We start from the raw sequence: 14,642 nt of genomic DNA on the forward strand, positions 1-14,642 counted from the left end.
TCGACGGCGTTTGCGCGGCGTGGCCGGCGCCAGCAGAACAGGAGTCCGAAAATGGTGAAGGTTTCCGAGACCGCCACACGCGGCGGCGAGCCCGGCGCTGCGAGTGGTACCGAGTCGCCGCACGGCGTCGGGCCCTTGGCCGGCGTCCGCGTTCTGGAACTGGGATCCCTGATCGCCGGACCCTTTGCCGGCCGCCAGCTGGCCGACTTCGGCGCGGAAGTGATCAAAATCGAGGCGCCCAGCCGACCGGACCCGATGCGGGAATGGGGCCGGGCCCGGGTGCAGGGGCACACGTTGTGGTGGTCCGTGCAGTCCCGCGGGAAGAAGTGCGTGACGCTTGACCTGAAGTCGCCGCGCGGACGCGAGCTCTTCCTGGAACTCTGCCAGGAGGCGGACGTGCTCCTGGAAAACTTCCGTCCCGGAACCCTTGAGAATCTGGGCCTTGCCCCCGAGGAACTTTGGCAGGTCAATCCGGGGCTCATCATTGCCCGGGTGTCCGGCTATGGCCAGACAGGTCCCGACGCGCAAAAGCCAGGCTATGCCTCCGTTGCCGAGGCGCGGGGAGGGCTGAGGTACCTTAACGGCTACCCGGACCAGGCGCCTCCCCGCACGGGCATCTCGCTCGGGGACAGTCTGGCGTCGCTCTACGCACTGCAAGGCATCCTGCTGGCCCTGTACTGGCGGGATGCGAGGGGCGGAACAGGCCAGGTCGTGGACGTGTCCCTCGTAGAGGCATGCTTCTCACTCCTGGAGAGCGCCGTGCCCGACTTCGCGGCCGAAAAAGTCGTTCCGGGCCCCAGCGGATCGGGACTTAAGGGGATCGCGCCGTCGAACATCTTTCGTTCCGGTGACGGCAAGTGGGTGGTGATCGCCGCAAACCAGGACTCGGTCTTTGTGCGGCTGGCCGCCGCCATGGGGCGATCGGAACTGGCGTCGGACCCGCGCTACAGCAACCACGCGTCGCGGGGCGTGCACCAGGAGGAACTGGAATCCCTGATTGCCGAGTGGGCGGCCGGGTACGGCCATGACGAGCTGACGGCCGTACTGGACCGACACGCGGTCCCGAACAGCCCGGTTAGCAGCATCGAAGACATCTTCGCCGATCCCCAGCTCCGCGCCCGGGGAATGCTGGTGGAAGTGCCGGACGAGGAACTTGGGGTCCTGGTCCAGCCCGGGATCGTTCCGCGGCTGACGCGCAGCGCCGGGGAAATCGGCTGGAGCGGTCCCCTGACTCCGGGGTCCCATAACCGGGCCATCTACGAAGGATTGCTCGGGCTCTCAGAGGACGAGCTGCAGGCTGCGAAGGATGAAGGTGCAATCTGATGAATGATGTGCAGGAGGCTCGGGCCGTTTCAATTGTGGATGTCAGCCCCCGGGACGGGCTCCAGAACGAAAAGGTGCCGGTCAGCACCGAGGACAAGCTGCGGCTCATCAACGAACTCGTGTCATTGGGGGCCCGGCGGATCGAGGCGGTCAGCTTCGTGAATCCCAAAAAGGTCCCGCAGATGGCGGATGCGGATGCCGTCATGGCAGGGGTGCCGCGCGACAACGGCGCCAGCTACATCGGGCTGGTTCTGAACACCAAGGGTGCTGTCCGGGCCGTCGAGGCAGGCGTCGACGAAATGAATTACGTGCTGCCCGTGACCGATGCCTTTGCCGCAGCCAATCAGAACACGACCGTGGCTGCGGCCCTCGATGCCTTAGCGGAGGTCTCAGCGATCGCTGCGGCGGCGTCGATTCCGCTCACCGTGACGGCCGCCGTCGCTTTCGGGTGTCCCTACCAGGGCGATGTTCCGCAGGAACAGGCGCTCTCCGTGGTGCGGAGCGCGCTGCAGTCCGGTGTGCTGGCCGAGCTGGCGCTCGCGGACACTATTGGTTGTGCCGTGCCGTGGCAGGTCGGCGGAATGTTCACCGCGTTGCGCTCTGAGACCGATGTGCCGTTGCGGGCCCACCTGCACGAGACCCGCCACACCGCCCTGGCCAACACCTATGCGGCGATGGCCGCCGGCGTCGGCGTCTTCGACAGCGCGGTAGGAGGCCTAGGGGGATGCCCCTTCGCTCCCGGAGCGGCCGGCAACGTCTCCACCGAGGACCTGGCCTGGATGCTTGGGCGTGCAGGGTTCCCTACGTCCATTGATCCGGTGCGCGCTACGGAACTGGGCCGCTGGATCTGTGCCAAGGTGGGAACGGCGCCACGCTCCGGGCTCGCCGGCGCGGGGGTTTTCCCGAATCCCGTCTGAGCCATCACCGCGCTGCAGGTGGACCGGGCGGGGTTCGCAACCCGCGGGGGTGAATCCCGGTCATGGCCCCCGATACCGGCGTCGGGTGGTTAGAGTGGCCGGCATGCGCGAGACGATCCTGCCGCCGTTTGCCGTGACAGCCGCGGCCATTCGTCAATTGGAGGGCCTTGGCGGGAGCGCGCGCATCGACATCGAGGACGGCGGCTGCTGCGGGCGGACGTACGTCTTCACCCAGGATCCCCGGGGCGAGGGGGATGCCCGGTACGGCTGCCCGGGTGCCGAGCTTTTTGTCAGCGCCGCGGCCGGCACCGTCCTGACCGGCGCGACCCTCGACTACAGCGACCGCATCAAGCCGCCCCGCTTCAGGGTGATCCGCAACCCGAACACCCCTGAGCGATGTCCCTGCAACCGCTCCTTCGGGCGGCCCTGGCCCGGCAAGGGGCAGCCCGCGTGCCGTTCCCGGTGCTCCATGCCGTGGGACGCCGAGCCGCTCGATTGATGGGCCCGGGGTGTCAGCCTGGCAATGGGGCTGCCTGCCCAACGCGGTGGCGCCGGGACCATCGCCTGGACCTACTGACGCGTGGCCGGAGGTTCCTCCAGTGGAGCGCGACGGCCAGCACGATCAGCGGCACATGGATTGCCGGGAGGTTCCGGGCAAACCACCCCGGCAGGTAGATGTCCGTGACGGAGCCGTTCGCGTCGCCGAGCCGCTGCGCGACCGCTGTCAGCGGGCAGTGGAAGCCGTTGCCCGCGAAGATCGCCGTTTCGGCGAAGACCACGGCGCCGGCGACGCCGGCCTTCCGGTCGGAGCGTCCCCGGATCCCGGCGTAGAGGACGTAGACCATCGCCGCCTCGATGCTGAACCAGGCGAGGGTGTGCACGGCCTTGACGGCCTTCAGCCCGGCGCTGCGAAACACGGACGGCGGGGCATCCACGCGCGCTACCTCGCCTGCTGCAGGGCCAGCACGATGATGGCGGTATTGATGCCCAGCCCGATCAGCCACCACGGGTTGAACGTGAGCAGCAGCAGGGCCGTGGAGATTCCTGCGCCGGCAACCGTGACCGGAATCCACCACGGCGCCTCCACCAGGACTCCCAGTCCGCCGAGTCCCAGTACCGCGGCGGCGGCGATGGCCAGGGCAGCGGCCGTTCGGCGCACCTCGCCGGCGAAGGGGGACCGGCCGACGTCGAACGGCGCCTTCGCGTCCGGCCGCGGCAGCCAGATGGCCAGGTGGACCAGGCCGTGGGCGACCAGAAACAGTCCTGCTAACCAGCGCACGGCAGTCCTCCCTCGCGGTCCGGGGCTGCGTCCAGCGAAGCACCGCCGCCACCGGCAGGGCTAGGGGCGGAAGTCCCTCGACCGGCGTCCGGCCAACGTCCGGGATACCAGACACAACAATTGGAGCGTGCCCGCTGGCACCCGGGTGCCGGGTGCATGCTTAAGTACGGGATACCGGACACCGGCCCGTTGAGGAGGAACACATGCAAGCAGCCAGTGCCAACACCGAGCCAATCGTGGCCGCCAGCGCCGCGCCAAAGCCCGCGGCCAGGGTGGCCTCCAAGGTGCCCGCGGCCGAGAACACCCTGCGCATCCTGAAACTGCTGGCCTCCAAGCGCGGGCCGATGGCGGCGTCGAACATTGCCACCTCCCTGGGCCTGCCGCGCTCCAGTGTCTACCACCTGCTCGGCGTGATGGAGGCGAATGGCTTCGTCCTGCACCTGCACGAGGAACAGCGCTACGGCCTCGGCATCAGCGCTTTCGAGCTGAGCAGCGCCTATTCCCGCCAGGAGCCGCTCTCCCGGCTCGGCCGGCCGATGCTCGCGACGCTCGTGGACGTGATCGGGGAGAGCGCGCACCTGGCCGTGCTGCATGGCCGGGACGTGCTCTACATCGTCGAGGAGCGGGCCAAGAACCGGCCCTCGCTGGTGACCGACGTCGGCGTCCGGCTGCCCAGCCACCTCACTGCCAGCGGGCGCGCGATCCTGGCTGCGTTGCCGAAGTCCCAGGTCCGGGCGCTGTACCCGAACGCCGCCGCCTTCACCGCGCGGCATGAGACGGAATCCCCGATCACCAAGTACTCCGCGCTGTCCTCGCACCTTGACCAGGTCCGGCAGCGCGGCTACGCCACCGAACACGGCGAGGTGACGCCGGGCTTCGGGTCGATCGCCGCTGCCGTGACGGACCACACCGGCTGGCCCACGGCGGCCGTCGCCGTGACCTTCCTGGAGGACAAACTGCCCGCCGAGCAGTGGCCGGTCCTGGCCGGGCGGGTGAAGAAAGTCGCGGACGATCTCTCGGCCCGCATCCACGGCCGCCCCAGCCCAGCCAACCCGCAGTAGTCGTCGTTCCGACGTCTCACAGTGCCAAGGGATGGGCGCTGGCTGCGTCTGGAATCCCGGACAGTACCCGCCGGAAGCCCCTGTTTCCGGGGCTCCGGACAGGCTTTAGTTGATACAGAACCGCTTCCCCGGATCCACCCAGAGAACAAAGGAGCCACTCATGGCACCCGCCGATTTCACCACCGGTGCCCGCCCGGTCAAAGCAGCCCGCGGCACCGAGCTCACTGCCAAGAGCTGGCAGACCGAGGCCCCGCTGCGCATGCTGATGAACAACCTGGACCCCGAGGTCGCCGAGCGCCCGGAGGACCTGGTGGTCTACGGCGGCACCGGCCGCGCCGTCCGGTCCTGGGCGGCGTTCGACGCCATCACCCGCACCCTGGAGACCATGGAAAAGGACGAGACCCTGCTGGTCCAGTCCGGCAAGCCCGTCGGTGTCTTCCGCACCAACGAGTGGGCGCCGCGCGTGCTGCTGGCGAACTCCAACCTCGTCGGTGACTGGGCCACCTGGCCCGAGTTCCGCCGGCTCGAGGCCGAGGGCCTGATGATGTACGGCCAGATGACCGCCGGGTCCTGGATCTACATCGGCACCCAGGGGATCCTGCAGGGCACCTTCGAAACCTTCGCCGCGATCGCCCGCAAGCTCACCGGGGATGAGAACGGCACGCTTGCCGGCACCCTGACCCTCACCGGCGGCTGCGGCGGCATGGGCGGCGCCCAGCCGCTCGCCGTCACCCTGAACGAGGGCGCCTGCCTAATCGTCGACGTCGACGAGAGCCACCTGCGCCGCCGCGCCGGCAAGCGCTACCTCGACGAGGTGGAGACCGACCTCGACGCCGCCATCGCCAAGGTCCTGAAAGCCAAGGAAGAGCGCCGCGGCTGGTCGGTGGGCTACGTCGGCAACGCCGCCACAGTCTTCCCGGAAATCCTGCGCCGCCACAACGCCGGCGAGCTCACCGTGGACATCGTCACGGACCAGACCTCCGCGCACGACCCCCTGAGCTACCTGCCCGAAGGCATCACGGTCGAGGAATGGCACCGCGAGGCCGCCGCCGACCCGGAAGGCTTCACCAAGAAGGCCCAGGCCTCGATGGCCAAGCACGTCCAGGCCATGGTCGAATTCCAGGACGCCGGCGCCGAGGTGTTCGACTACGGCAACTCGATCCGCGACGAGGCCCGCAAGGGCGGCTACGACCGGGCCTTCGAATTCCCCGGCTTCGTGCCGGCCTACATCCGGCCGCTGTTCTGCGAGGGCCTCGGCCCGTTTCGCTGGGTCGCCCTGTCCGGCGACCCGGAGGACATTGCGGTGACGGACAAGGCGATCAAGGCGCTCTTCCCGGAGAACAAGCACCTGCACCGCTGGATCGACGCCGCGCAGGAACGGGTGGAGTTCGAAGGCCTGCCGGCCCGCATCTGCTGGCTGGGCTACGGCGACCGCGCCAAGGCCGGCCTGCTGTTCAACCAGCTCGTCAGGGAGGGCAAGGTCAAGGCCCCCATCGTGATCGGACGTGACCACCTAGACTCCGGCTCCGTCGCCTCTCCGTACCGCGAGACCGAGGCCATGGCCGACGGCTCCGACGCGATCGCGGACTGGCCGCTGCTCAACGCCCTGCTCAACACCGCCTCCGGCGCCACCTGGGTCTCCATCCACCACGGCGGCGGCGTCGGCATCGGCCGCTCCATCCACGCCGGCCAGGTCTCGGTCGCCGACGGCACCGACCTCGCGGCGCAGAAGCTCGAGCGCCTGCTCACCAACGACCCCGGCATGGGCGTCATCCGCCACGCCGACGCCGGCTACGACCGTGCCGTCGAGGTCGCCAAGGAACGCGGCGTACGCATCCCCATGAATGAAAGCAAATAGGACTTCGCCATGACTCTCCTCCCCACGAACTCCCTAACCTCGCAAGTCCCCACCGGCTCCCAGCCTTCGCAAGCTCAGGCCGGGTCCCTCGCCGGTGGGGCCCCTCGGCCAGGGAACCCTGTCCGCGTGGCCCCAACGCACGAACCGCTCACCGTAACCCTCGGCTCCAGCGGTGTCACCCCCGAGGACGTCGTCGCCGTCGCCCGCCACGACGCCCACGTGACCATCTCCCAGGACGCCCTCGACGCCGTCGCCAAGGTCCGCGCCCACATCGACGACCTCGCACACAGCGAGACGCCCGCCTACGGCATCTCCACCGGTTTCGGCGCCCTGGCCAACCGGCACATCCCGGGCGGGCTGCGCACCCAGCTGCAGAAATCCCTGATCCGCAGCCACGCCGCCGGCATGGGCCCGGCCGTGGAACGCGAGGTGGTCCGCGGCATCATGTTCCTGCGCGCCAAGACCCTGGCCTCCGGCCGCACCGGCGTCCGGCCCGTGGTGCTGCAGACCATGGTGGACGTCCTCAACGCCGGCATCACCCCGGTGGTCCGGGAATTCGGCTCGCTCGGCTGCTCGGGCGACCTCGCCCCGCTGTCCCACTGCGCCCTGGTCCTGATGGGCGAAGGCGAAGCGGCCGGCCCGGACGGCACGCTGTACGGCCCCAAGGGTGCCCGCCCGGTCGCGGAACTCCTCGCCGCGCACGGAATCGAACCCGTCACCCTCGCCGAGAAGGAGGGCCTGGCCCTGGTCAACGGGACCGAGGGCATGCTCGGCATGCTGCTGATGGCCATCGCGGACCTCCGCGAGCTGCTCACGACGGCGGACATCACCGCCGCGCTGAGCGTCGAGGCGCTACTCGGCACCGACCAGGTATTCCTGCCCGAGCTGCACGCCGCGCTCCGCCCGCACCCGGGCCAGGCCGCCGCGGCGGACAACATGCTCCGGGTGCTGTCCGACTCGCCGATCGTCGCCTCGCACCGGATCAACGACACCAAGGTCCAGGACGCCTACTCGCTGCGCTGCGCACCCCAGGTCGCCGGCGCCGTCCGCGATACCGTGGACCACGCCGCCCTGGTCGCCTCCCGCGAACTCGCCGCCGCGATCGACAACCCGGTGGTCCTGCCGGACGGCCGGGTCAGCTCCAACGGCAACTTCCACGGCGCCCCGGTGGCCTACGTGCTGGACTTCCTGGCGATCGCCGTCGCGGATCTCAGCTCCATCGCCGAACGCCGGACCGACCGGATGCTGGACCCGGCCCGCTCGCACGGGCTGCCGGCCTTCCTGGCCGCCGACCCGGGCGTCGACTCGGGCCTGATGATCGCCCAGTACACCCAGGCCGGGCTGGTCTCGGACAATAAGCGCCTCGCCGTGCCCGCGTCGGTGGACTCGATCCCGAGCTCCGCAATGCAGGAGGACCACGTCTCGATGGGCTGGCACGCGGCCCGCAAGCTTCGCCGCGCGGTGGAGAACCTGCGCCGCGTCCTGGCAATCGAACTCGTGACCTCGGCCCGGGCCCTGGACATCCGCACCCAGCTCTCCGGCGGGGAACTGACCCCGGGACCGGCCGGGGCCGCGGTAATCGCGGTGCTGCGCGACGTCGTCGAGGGCCCGGGCACTGACCGTTTCCTCTCACCCGAACTGGAGGCCGCCGACCTGCTGGTCGCCTCCGGGAAGGTCCGGGCCGCCGCCGAATCCGCCGTCGGAAATCTGGCCTGACGGCAAAGAAAATACGAGGCGGGAAGGGAATTTCCGGCAGCCCCGAAATAGTGGGCAACACGGCCCACGGGGCCAAGGGAAATGTAGTAAAAATATGACCAAGCCCACACCAAAGATGTTGTGGCCCAGAAATTGAAAAACGAACCTACAAAGGGGTAGCAGTTCATGAAAGCACGCGGGACGGTCATGTCCAGGCGCACGGCGTTCGCCGGCACGGTCTCCGACTGGAGGAGCCTCAAGACAGGGGACCGGGTCGAAATTGTGAAGCACGCACAGTTGCTGGCGGCAGGAGAAGTCGAAGAGGTCTCGGCCAGCGGCAACGTGCTCTGGCTGGTGCCGGGAGCGCCGTCCGAGGCGCAGCTCTTCCTGAAGTCCGACGGCGTGCAGGTGCGGCGGAGCTAGTCGCCTCGCGCCGCCAGCGGCAAGCAGAAGGGCCGGCGCGGGGAGTTCCCCGCACCGGCCCTTTGCCGTCTCGCAGCCAGCGCAGGCTAGGCGGCGACGTCCTCGTGGGTTTCGCCGAAGGGCACGGTGTCGTCGAGCGCGACCGTGTAGGCGCCGGGTTCATGCCGGGTGACCCGGATCCCGCACCGGCGGTCCCGGACGGCCGAGGCGATGAGGGTGTTGACGGCATTTTCGAGGCCGTGGTGGACCTCGTGGGCGCTGGCGAACGAGAGCCTGATGGACGTCGTGTCAGCGGCCTGGGTCTGCATAGTGGGTGTGTTCATTGACTGGTCTTTCCTAGAATCCGGCCGGTTGGCCGCCCTCCATTCTAGTCTGTCCGGCGTGGCTTACCCGCCCGGAGCCGATAGTGTGCAGGTGGCGGTATATCTTTTGAGGCGAGGGGCGCCGTTCTGGTTGGAACGGCGCCCCGACCCATTCCAGGCCCGCATCCCGCTCGCGGCAGGAGGACGTGCACGTGTTTGAGGCTCCCAGTGTTGTCTATACCGCGGCCGGCATCGCCGTTTTCATCGCGGCCGTGCTGCCCAAGCTGCTGCGCCGGGCGCCCCTCTCGATGCCCATGGTGTTCCTCGGCGCGGGCATGCTGGCCTTTACCCTGATGGCCGCCCTGCCGGACCCCGACCCGCTGCAGCACGGTGAGTTCGTCACCTCCCTGACTGAAGTCTGCGTCATCGTCTCGCTGATGGGCGCCGGGCTGGCGCTGGACCGGCCGCTCGGACGGCGGCAGTGGTCAACAACCTGGCGGATGCTCGGACTGGCCATGCCGCTGTGCATCATTGGCCTGACCGTGCTGGGACTCTGGTTCCTCGGCCTCGGCCTGGGCGCCGCCCTCCTCGTCGCGGCAGCCCTGGCCCCCACCGATCCGGTCCTGGCCTCCGAGGTGCAGGTGGGGGAGCCCGCCGACGAGGAGGCAGGTACCGAGCGGGAGGACGAGATCCGTTTCGGACTGACCTCCGAGGCTGGCCTGAACGACGGCCTTGCGTTCCCGTTCGTCTACCTCGCCATCGCCATCAGCTTCGTGGGGGCGTCGCCGTCCGGCTGGCTGGGACACTTTCTGGCGGTGGATGTGCTCTGGCGGATCGGCGTCGGCGTGCTGCTCGGACTGGCCACGGGGAAGCTGCTGGGGCGGCTCTTCTTTACGGCCCGGCATGAGAGCGTCCGGCTGTCCAACCACTCCGAGGGTTTCGTGGCGCTGGCGGCAACGTTCCTGGCCTACGGCGTCACGCAGATGGTGGAGGGCTACGGCTTCGTCGCGGTGTTCGTCTGCGCCGTCACCATCCGGGCCGCCGAGCGCACGCACGGCTTCCACCGCGTCATGCACTCCTACGTGGAGCAGCTGGAGCGGCTGCTGACGGTGGTCATCCTGGTCCTGCTGGGCGGGGCCATCGCGCGCGGCCTGCTGGCCGGGATCGGCTGGGCCGAGGTGCTCGTGGCGCTGGCGTTCCTGCTGCTGGTGCGCCCGCTGGCCGGCTGGCTCGGGCTGGCCCGGGGCAAGACCGGCCCCCGCGAACGCATCGCCATCTCCTTCTTCGGCATCCGCGGCATCGGCTCCCTGTACTACCTCGCCTACGCCCTCGGCCACGGGAACTTCGGTGCCCAGGCGGAGCAGCTCTGGGCCTTTGTGGGGCTGGTGGTGGCGATGTCGATCGTGCTGCACGGCGCGACGACGGCGCCGGTGATGAACCGGCTGGACCGGCTGCGTGAGCGCCGCGCGGTGGAACAGCACGGCGACGAGGGCCAGGCACCGCACACGGCTATCTGAGGTCCCGCGGGGGCGGACGCCGCGCCCCGGCTACCGCAGCAGCGTGTTGATCAGCCGCGCGGCGACCCTGGCGGTGCGGCCGTCGACGTCGAACTCCGGGTTGAGCTCCGCAACGTCCAGATGCAGCAGCTTCCCGCTCGCGGCCACCTGCCGGCAGACCGCGCTGATCACCGGCAGCTGGACGCCGTAGGCGGCCGGGGCGCTCACCCCTGGCGCCACCGACGCCGGCAGCACGTCCAGGTCGATGGTCAGGTACAGCGCGTCCACCTGCGCCAGGAACGCGGCCACAAAGGCGTGCGCCGCCTCCGGGGAACAGTCCTCGTCCAGCAGGTAGTCCACTCCGAGCTCGGCGGCGGTGCGGAACAGTGCGGGGGTGTTGTTGGGTTCGGAGATCCCGACGACGGCATACTGCAGTTCGCGGCCCGCGGCGGCTTCGGCCCGGGCCATCTGCAGGAACGGGGTACCGGAACTGGGCACGGGCTCGTCGCGGAGGTCGAAATGGGCGTCCAGGTTCAGCACGCCCACCCGGAGGCCTTCGCGGACCGCGGCGGAGCCGGCGACGCCGAGGTAACTGGCGAAGGCGGTTTCGTGGCCGCCGCCGAGCACCACGGGCATGGCGCCGGCGTCGAGCAGTGCGGTGATGGCGAGCCCGGCCCGCGCCTGCCCGGCCTCCAGTGCGTCGCCGGTGACGGTGACGTCGCCGGCGTCGCGCACCTCCCGGTCCAGGTGGAAGGCGAGCGGGCCGAGGGCGGCACGGATGGCTGCCGGTGCGGCCGCCGCCCCGACCCGGCCCTTGTTGCGCCGCACGCCGGCATCGCTGCCGAAGCCGAGGATGACGGCGGGCCGGGGGGCGGAGGAGCCGGCCGGCTGCCGGTGCCCGAGCGGGTGGGCAGCGTAGGGCGTCACGGCCTGCCACCAGCGGCGGTGCTCGGCGCCATCGCCGTCGAACCGCCCGGTCCAGGGCTGCGGCGGGACATCAACGGCGGTGGCGGGAGAAGGCATGCTCCTAGCTCACCCCAGCCCGGGCCGGAAAACCAGCAGCGCCGCCGCCGGAGTGTCCGAAATCCCGGAACCTTTTCCCAAAGCCGGTTAAACGCCGCCGAGTCCGCAATTGGCGGCAGTGTTTTCCGAAAGACGAAAGACGAAAGACACTGCTGCGGACTGCGGACTCGGCGGGAAGGGGAGGCCCTAGTGGATGCCGAGCGCGGCCTCGATCGGGCCGATGCCGAAGAACAGCAGGAACGCGGCGGCCACGGCCCACATCAGCGGGTGCACCTCGCGGGCGCGGCCCTGAACCAGGCGGATCAGCACGAAGGAGATGAACCCGGCGCCGAGGCCATTGGCGATCGAGTACGTGAACGGCATCAGCGTGAACGTCAGGAACGCCGGGATCGCGATGCCCCAGTCCTGCCAGTCGATCTTGCCGACCTGGGACACCATCATGAAGCCGACGACGACGAGCGCCGGAGCCACGGCTTCGAACGGCACCAGGTTGATCAGCGGGGTGAAGAACATGGCGACGAGGAACAACAGTCCAGTGACGATCGAGGCCAGGCCGGTCCGGGCGCCCTCGCCAATGCCGGCGCCGGACTCGACGTAGATCTGGTTGGAGGAGACGGACGCGCCGCCGCCCACGATGGCGCCCAGGGCGTCGATCTGCAGCACCCGGTCCACGTTGGGGATGTTGCCGTCCTTGTCGATGGTGCCGGCCTCGGTGGCCAGGCCCACCATGGTGCCCATGGCGTCGAAGAAGATGCTCAGCAGGATCACGAAGGCCAGCAGGGTGGCGGCCACGAAGCCGAGGTGCTCGAACGCGCCGAACGGGTTGGCCTTGCCGATCAGGGACAGGTCCGGGGCGGCCCACTCGGTGAACTTGGGCGCCACGAGGGACCAGCCCTGCGGGTTGAAGGTCTTGCCGTCGAAGCTGGGCCCGATGTGCAGGGTGAATTCCAGGATCACGGACAGGATGGTGGAGCTGATGATACCGATCAGGATGGCGCCCTTGACCTTGCGCACCACGAGGGCGATGGTCAGGACCAGGCCGATCACGAACACCAGAGTGGGCCAGCCAAGGAGCTTGCCGTCGAAGCCGAGGCCCACGGGGACGGTGGTGCCCGCGACGTCCGGGATGCGGCGGACGAAGCCGGCGTTGACCAGGCCGATCAGGGCGATGAAGAGGCCGATGCCCACCACGATCGCCGTCTTCAGCCCTTCGGGGACGGCCCGGAACACGGCGGTCCGGAAGCCCGTGAGGACCAGGATCAGCATGGTGACACCGGAGAGGACCACCAGGCCCATCATGTCCGGCCAGGTCAGGCCCGGGTTGGTGGCGACGGTGACGGCCACGAACGCGTTGACGCCGAGGCCGGTTGCCAGCGCGAAGGGGTGCTTGGCCCAGGCGCCCATCAGGATGGTCAGGATGCCCGCCACGAGGGCCGTGACGGCGGCGACGGCCGGGAAGCCGAGCGTTCCGCCGGAGGAATCCGGCCCGGAGAGGATCAGCGGGTTCAGGACCACGATGTAGCTCATGGCAAAGAACGTGGCGAACCCGCCACGGATCTCGCGTGAGAAGTTCGACCCCCGCTCGGAAATCTTGAAATACCGGTCGAGTGCAGAGCCCTGCTTAAGCAATTGGTCCTCCGGGAGGGAAAAGGGGTGTTAGCTAAATCCTATTAGGCGTGACGGCGCCCACGCGCCAAACTCGCCTAGTCTGTAAGGAAGCCAACACTAGGAGCGGGCCGGCCATGCGTTTGACCAGACAACTTCCGGGAGCCCTGCTGGGCCTGATCACGCTGCTTGCGTTCCTGCTGGGCGCCGCGCTGCTGGTTGCCGGACCGGCCTCCGCCCACGACTCGGTGGAATCGACCAGCCCCGCCGCCGGCGCGACGGTACCCACAGCGCCGGAAGCGGTGTCGCTCACCCTCAGCGAACGCCCGCTGGCGCTCGGCACCCAGATCAAGGTCAACGACGCGGCCGGCACCAACTGGGCCGACGGCGCGGTGCAGATCGTGGACAACGTTGCGTCGCAGAAGCTCAAGGCGGGCGCCCCGGCCGGCCCCTACACGGTGCTATGGCGGGTCGCCAGCTCCGACGGCCACCCGATCGAGGGCACCTTCGGCTTTACCGCTGCAGGCGCCGCGCCGTCGGCGGGTGCGGGCGCGGCGGCGGGCGGCGCGGCGGGAACGGTGCCGACGCTGGGCACCGCCCAGCCGGGCACAACGGTCGCGCCGACGCCGGTGCCGGACGCCTCCCAGCCGTTCCCGTGGAGCATCGTGCTCTTCGTCGCGGTGGCCGTGGGCATCCTCGTGGCCCTGGCGCTGTCGGCGAAGCGGCGCCTCAACGCCGGCGACGACAGCGTCCCCGGCGCAGGAGACAGCGCGGGAAACGGCGCAGGAACAAACGGCGCAGGAAGCGGCGAGGGCGGCGGCTCCTAGGCCGGCAGGGCCAATCCGCCGGGCAGCAGGGAGGGCATGCCGTCCGGGTTCACCTTGGCGGAAATCGCCTGTCCCACCAGCTTGGCCTGGCGGAGGACTTCCTTCGGCGTGGGGGTGATGAGTTCGCCGACGCCGACAAGGTACATGCCGAGCGCGTGCATGGCGCCCATCAGGTTCTGGCCCGCGGCCACCCCCAGCTCGGCCAGCATGCGGCGCAACTGGCTGTGCGCGCAGCGGGTGAGGACCAGGTGGTCGGCGTAGAGGATCCCGTTGGGGGTGCTGACAGCCCAAGGTTGCATCCGGTGCGCAGCATCGTGAAGGTGCTCGCCGGCGTCGAGGCCGCCAACGCCCAGACCGTCGGCGTCGAGGTGGTCCAGCTGCAGGGCGCGGACGTCATTGCGGATGTCGAGCTTGTGGCTGGCGGCGTAGTTCCGCAGGTGCCGCAGGATCTCGTTGCGTTCCCGGAGCGTGGCCGCATCCGCCGCGTCGCACCGCTGCAGCGAGGAGGTATTGGCCGGGTTCCCGGCTCCGAGGAGGTCCAGCCCGTCCACCACGATGGCGCCGACCCCGCGGCGCTGCAGCTCGCTGGCCACCGCCAGTCCGGAAAGCCCCGTGCCGATGACCACAGTGCTGGTCCGTTCGATTCCGCCGTACGCGGGCATGCTCGACACTGCGGGGTCCTTCCTCGAATGATGCGTTTTCCGGACGCATGTCCGGAACACTTTTCCGCTGACACGTCCTACGCGCACTCCCCAGGGGAGCCTGCGATCTGAAAGACGAGTCTCGGTTCAGCAATGCCTCAGAGGATACCCAAGATTGCCGGCTGTGAACAG

At 69.4% G+C, this 14,642-nt stretch carries 15 protein-coding genes; 9 read left to right on the plus strand and 6 right to left on the minus strand.

Features of this window, described 5'->3' with window-relative positions; translation table 11 throughout:
* Positions 1-51: 51 nt before the first annotated feature.
* The 3 genes from FFF93_RS01275 to FFF93_RS01285 all read left to right on the plus strand — a co-directional run bounded on the left by FFF93_RS01275 (position 52) and on the right by FFF93_RS01285 (position 2,739).
* Positions 52-1,323 (plus strand): CaiB/BaiF CoA-transferase family protein, encoded by a 1,272-nt coding sequence (locus FFF93_RS01275; protein ID WP_138767680.1) that lies wholly within the window; start codon positions 52-54, stop codon positions 1,321-1,323.
* On the plus strand, positions 1,323-2,240 hold the full coding sequence (locus FFF93_RS01280) for a hydroxymethylglutaryl-CoA lyase (protein ID WP_138767679.1): 918 nt from the start codon (positions 1,323-1,325) through the stop codon (positions 2,238-2,240). Before FFF93_RS01275 ends, FFF93_RS01280 begins: the two co-directional genes overlap by 1 nt.
* Positions 2,241-2,343: 103 nt before the next feature.
* Positions 2,344-2,739 (plus strand): iron-sulfur cluster assembly accessory protein, encoded by a 396-nt coding sequence (locus FFF93_RS01285; RefSeq protein ID WP_186372200.1) that lies wholly within the window; start codon positions 2,344-2,346, stop codon positions 2,737-2,739.
* 13 nt (positions 2,740-2,752) lie between these two features.
* Here FFF93_RS01285 and FFF93_RS01290 read toward each other — a convergent pair whose 3' ends face one another.
* Complete coding sequence (locus FFF93_RS01290) at positions 2,753-3,175, minus strand: hypothetical protein (RefSeq protein WP_261375239.1); 423 nt, start codon at positions 3,173-3,175, stop codon at positions 2,753-2,755.
* A gap of 5 nt (positions 3,176-3,180) precedes the next feature.
* Entirely contained in the window at positions 3,181-3,519 is a 339-nt protein-coding gene (locus tag FFF93_RS01295) for a hypothetical protein (protein ID WP_138767678.1), read from the minus strand.
* 203 nt (positions 3,520-3,722) lie between these two features.
* Between FFF93_RS01295 and FFF93_RS01300 the strand changes: the two genes are divergently transcribed.
* From FFF93_RS01300 to FFF93_RS01315, 4 genes are all read left to right on the plus strand, one after another.
* Positions 3,723-4,580, plus strand: a complete 858-nt coding sequence (locus tag FFF93_RS01300) for an IclR family transcriptional regulator (protein WP_261375240.1) — start codon at positions 3,723-3,725, stop codon at positions 4,578-4,580.
* 160 nt (positions 4,581-4,740) lie between these two features.
* A complete protein-coding gene (locus tag FFF93_RS01305) occupies positions 4,741-6,438 on the plus strand; it encodes a urocanate hydratase (protein WP_138767677.1) in 1,698 nt (565 codons plus the stop codon).
* 126 nt (positions 6,439-6,564) lie between these two features.
* Positions 6,565-8,154 carry a histidine ammonia-lyase gene (hutH, locus tag FFF93_RS01310; protein WP_138767676.1) on the plus strand — a complete coding sequence of 530 codons (1,590 nt, stop codon included), beginning with the start codon at positions 6,565-6,567 and terminating at the stop codon, positions 8,152-8,154.
* Positions 8,155-8,319: 165 nt separating this feature from the next.
* Positions 8,320-8,556, plus strand: a complete 237-nt coding sequence (locus tag FFF93_RS01315) for a hypothetical protein (RefSeq protein WP_138767675.1) — start codon at positions 8,320-8,322, stop codon at positions 8,554-8,556.
* A gap of 86 nt (positions 8,557-8,642) precedes the next feature.
* On the opposite strand, the gene FFF93_RS01320 is transcribed toward FFF93_RS01315, so the two are convergent.
* The gene (locus FFF93_RS01320) at positions 8,643-8,879 is read right to left on the minus strand and encodes a hypothetical protein (RefSeq protein WP_186372201.1); all 237 of its coding nucleotides are present in this window, start codon (positions 8,877-8,879) and stop codon (positions 8,643-8,645) included.
* Positions 8,880-9,070: 191 nt separating this feature from the next.
* Here FFF93_RS01320 and FFF93_RS01325 point away from each other — a divergent pair, with 191 nt between their 5' ends.
* A complete protein-coding gene (locus tag FFF93_RS01325) occupies positions 9,071-10,375 on the plus strand; it encodes a sodium:proton antiporter (RefSeq protein WP_138767674.1) in 1,305 nt (434 codons plus the stop codon).
* Between the two features lie 30 nt (positions 10,376-10,405).
* On the opposite strand, the gene hutG is transcribed toward FFF93_RS01325, so the two are convergent.
* Both hutG and FFF93_RS01335 read right to left on the minus strand, forming a co-directional pair.
* On the minus strand, positions 10,406-11,377 hold the full coding sequence (gene hutG, locus FFF93_RS01330) for a formimidoylglutamase (protein ID WP_138767673.1): 972 nt from the start codon (positions 11,375-11,377) through the stop codon (positions 10,406-10,408).
* Positions 11,378-11,563: 186 nt separating this feature from the next.
* Complete coding sequence (locus FFF93_RS01335) at positions 11,564-13,006, minus strand: NCS2 family permease (protein WP_138767672.1); 1,443 nt, start codon at positions 13,004-13,006, stop codon at positions 11,564-11,566.
* Positions 13,007-13,119: 113 nt separating this feature from the next.
* Here FFF93_RS01335 and FFF93_RS01340 point away from each other — a divergent pair, with 113 nt between their 5' ends.
* A complete protein-coding gene (locus FFF93_RS01340; protein ID WP_138767671.1) occupies positions 13,120-13,809 on the plus strand; it encodes a copper resistance CopC family protein in 690 nt (229 codons plus the stop codon).
* Here FFF93_RS01340 and FFF93_RS01345 read toward each other — a convergent pair.
* A complete protein-coding gene (locus tag FFF93_RS01345) occupies positions 13,806-14,471 on the minus strand; it encodes an FAD-binding protein (RefSeq protein WP_138770268.1) in 666 nt (221 codons plus the stop codon). The genes FFF93_RS01340 and FFF93_RS01345 overlap by 4 nt on opposite strands.
* Positions 14,472-14,642: the final 171 nt, after the last annotated feature.

Origin of the sequence: Arthrobacter sp. KBS0702 (assembly GCF_005937985.2) — a bacterium.
Classification (GTDB): domain Bacteria; phylum Actinomycetota; class Actinomycetes; order Actinomycetales; family Micrococcaceae; genus Arthrobacter.

Excerpts from the sequence above, each read along its gene's own strand:
- FFF93_RS01275 (WP_138767680.1), top strand. The coding sequence starts at position 52 with ATGGTGAAGGTTTCCGAGACCGCCACACGCGGCGGCGAGCCCGGCGCT.
- FFF93_RS01280 (WP_138767679.1), top strand. The coding sequence starts at position 1,323 with ATGAATGATGTGCAGGAGGCTCGGGCCGTTTCAATTGTGGATGTCAGC.
- FFF93_RS01285 (WP_186372200.1), top strand. The coding sequence starts at position 2,344 with ATGCGCGAGACGATCCTGCCGCCGTTTGCCGTGACAGCCGCGGCCATT.
- FFF93_RS01300 (WP_261375240.1), top strand. The coding sequence starts at position 3,723 with ATGCAAGCAGCCAGTGCCAACACCGAGCCAATCGTGGCCGCCAGCGCC.
- FFF93_RS01305 (WP_138767677.1), top strand. The coding sequence starts at position 4,741 with ATGGCACCCGCCGATTTCACCACCGGTGCCCGCCCGGTCAAAGCAGCC.
- FFF93_RS01315 (WP_138767675.1), top strand. The coding sequence starts at position 8,320 with ATGAAAGCACGCGGGACGGTCATGTCCAGGCGCACGGCGTTCGCCGGC.
- FFF93_RS01320 (WP_186372201.1), bottom strand. The coding sequence starts at position 8,879 with ATGAACACACCCACTATGCAGACCCAGGCCGCTGACACGACGTCCATC.
- hutG (WP_138767673.1), bottom strand. The coding sequence starts at position 11,377 with ATGCCTTCTCCCGCCACCGCCGTTGATGTCCCGCCGCAGCCCTGGACC.
- FFF93_RS01340 (WP_138767671.1), top strand. The coding sequence starts at position 13,120 with ATGCGTTTGACCAGACAACTTCCGGGAGCCCTGCTGGGCCTGATCACG.
- FFF93_RS01345 (WP_138770268.1), bottom strand. The coding sequence starts at position 14,471 with ATGCCCGCGTACGGCGGAATCGAACGGACCAGCACTGTGGTCATCGGC.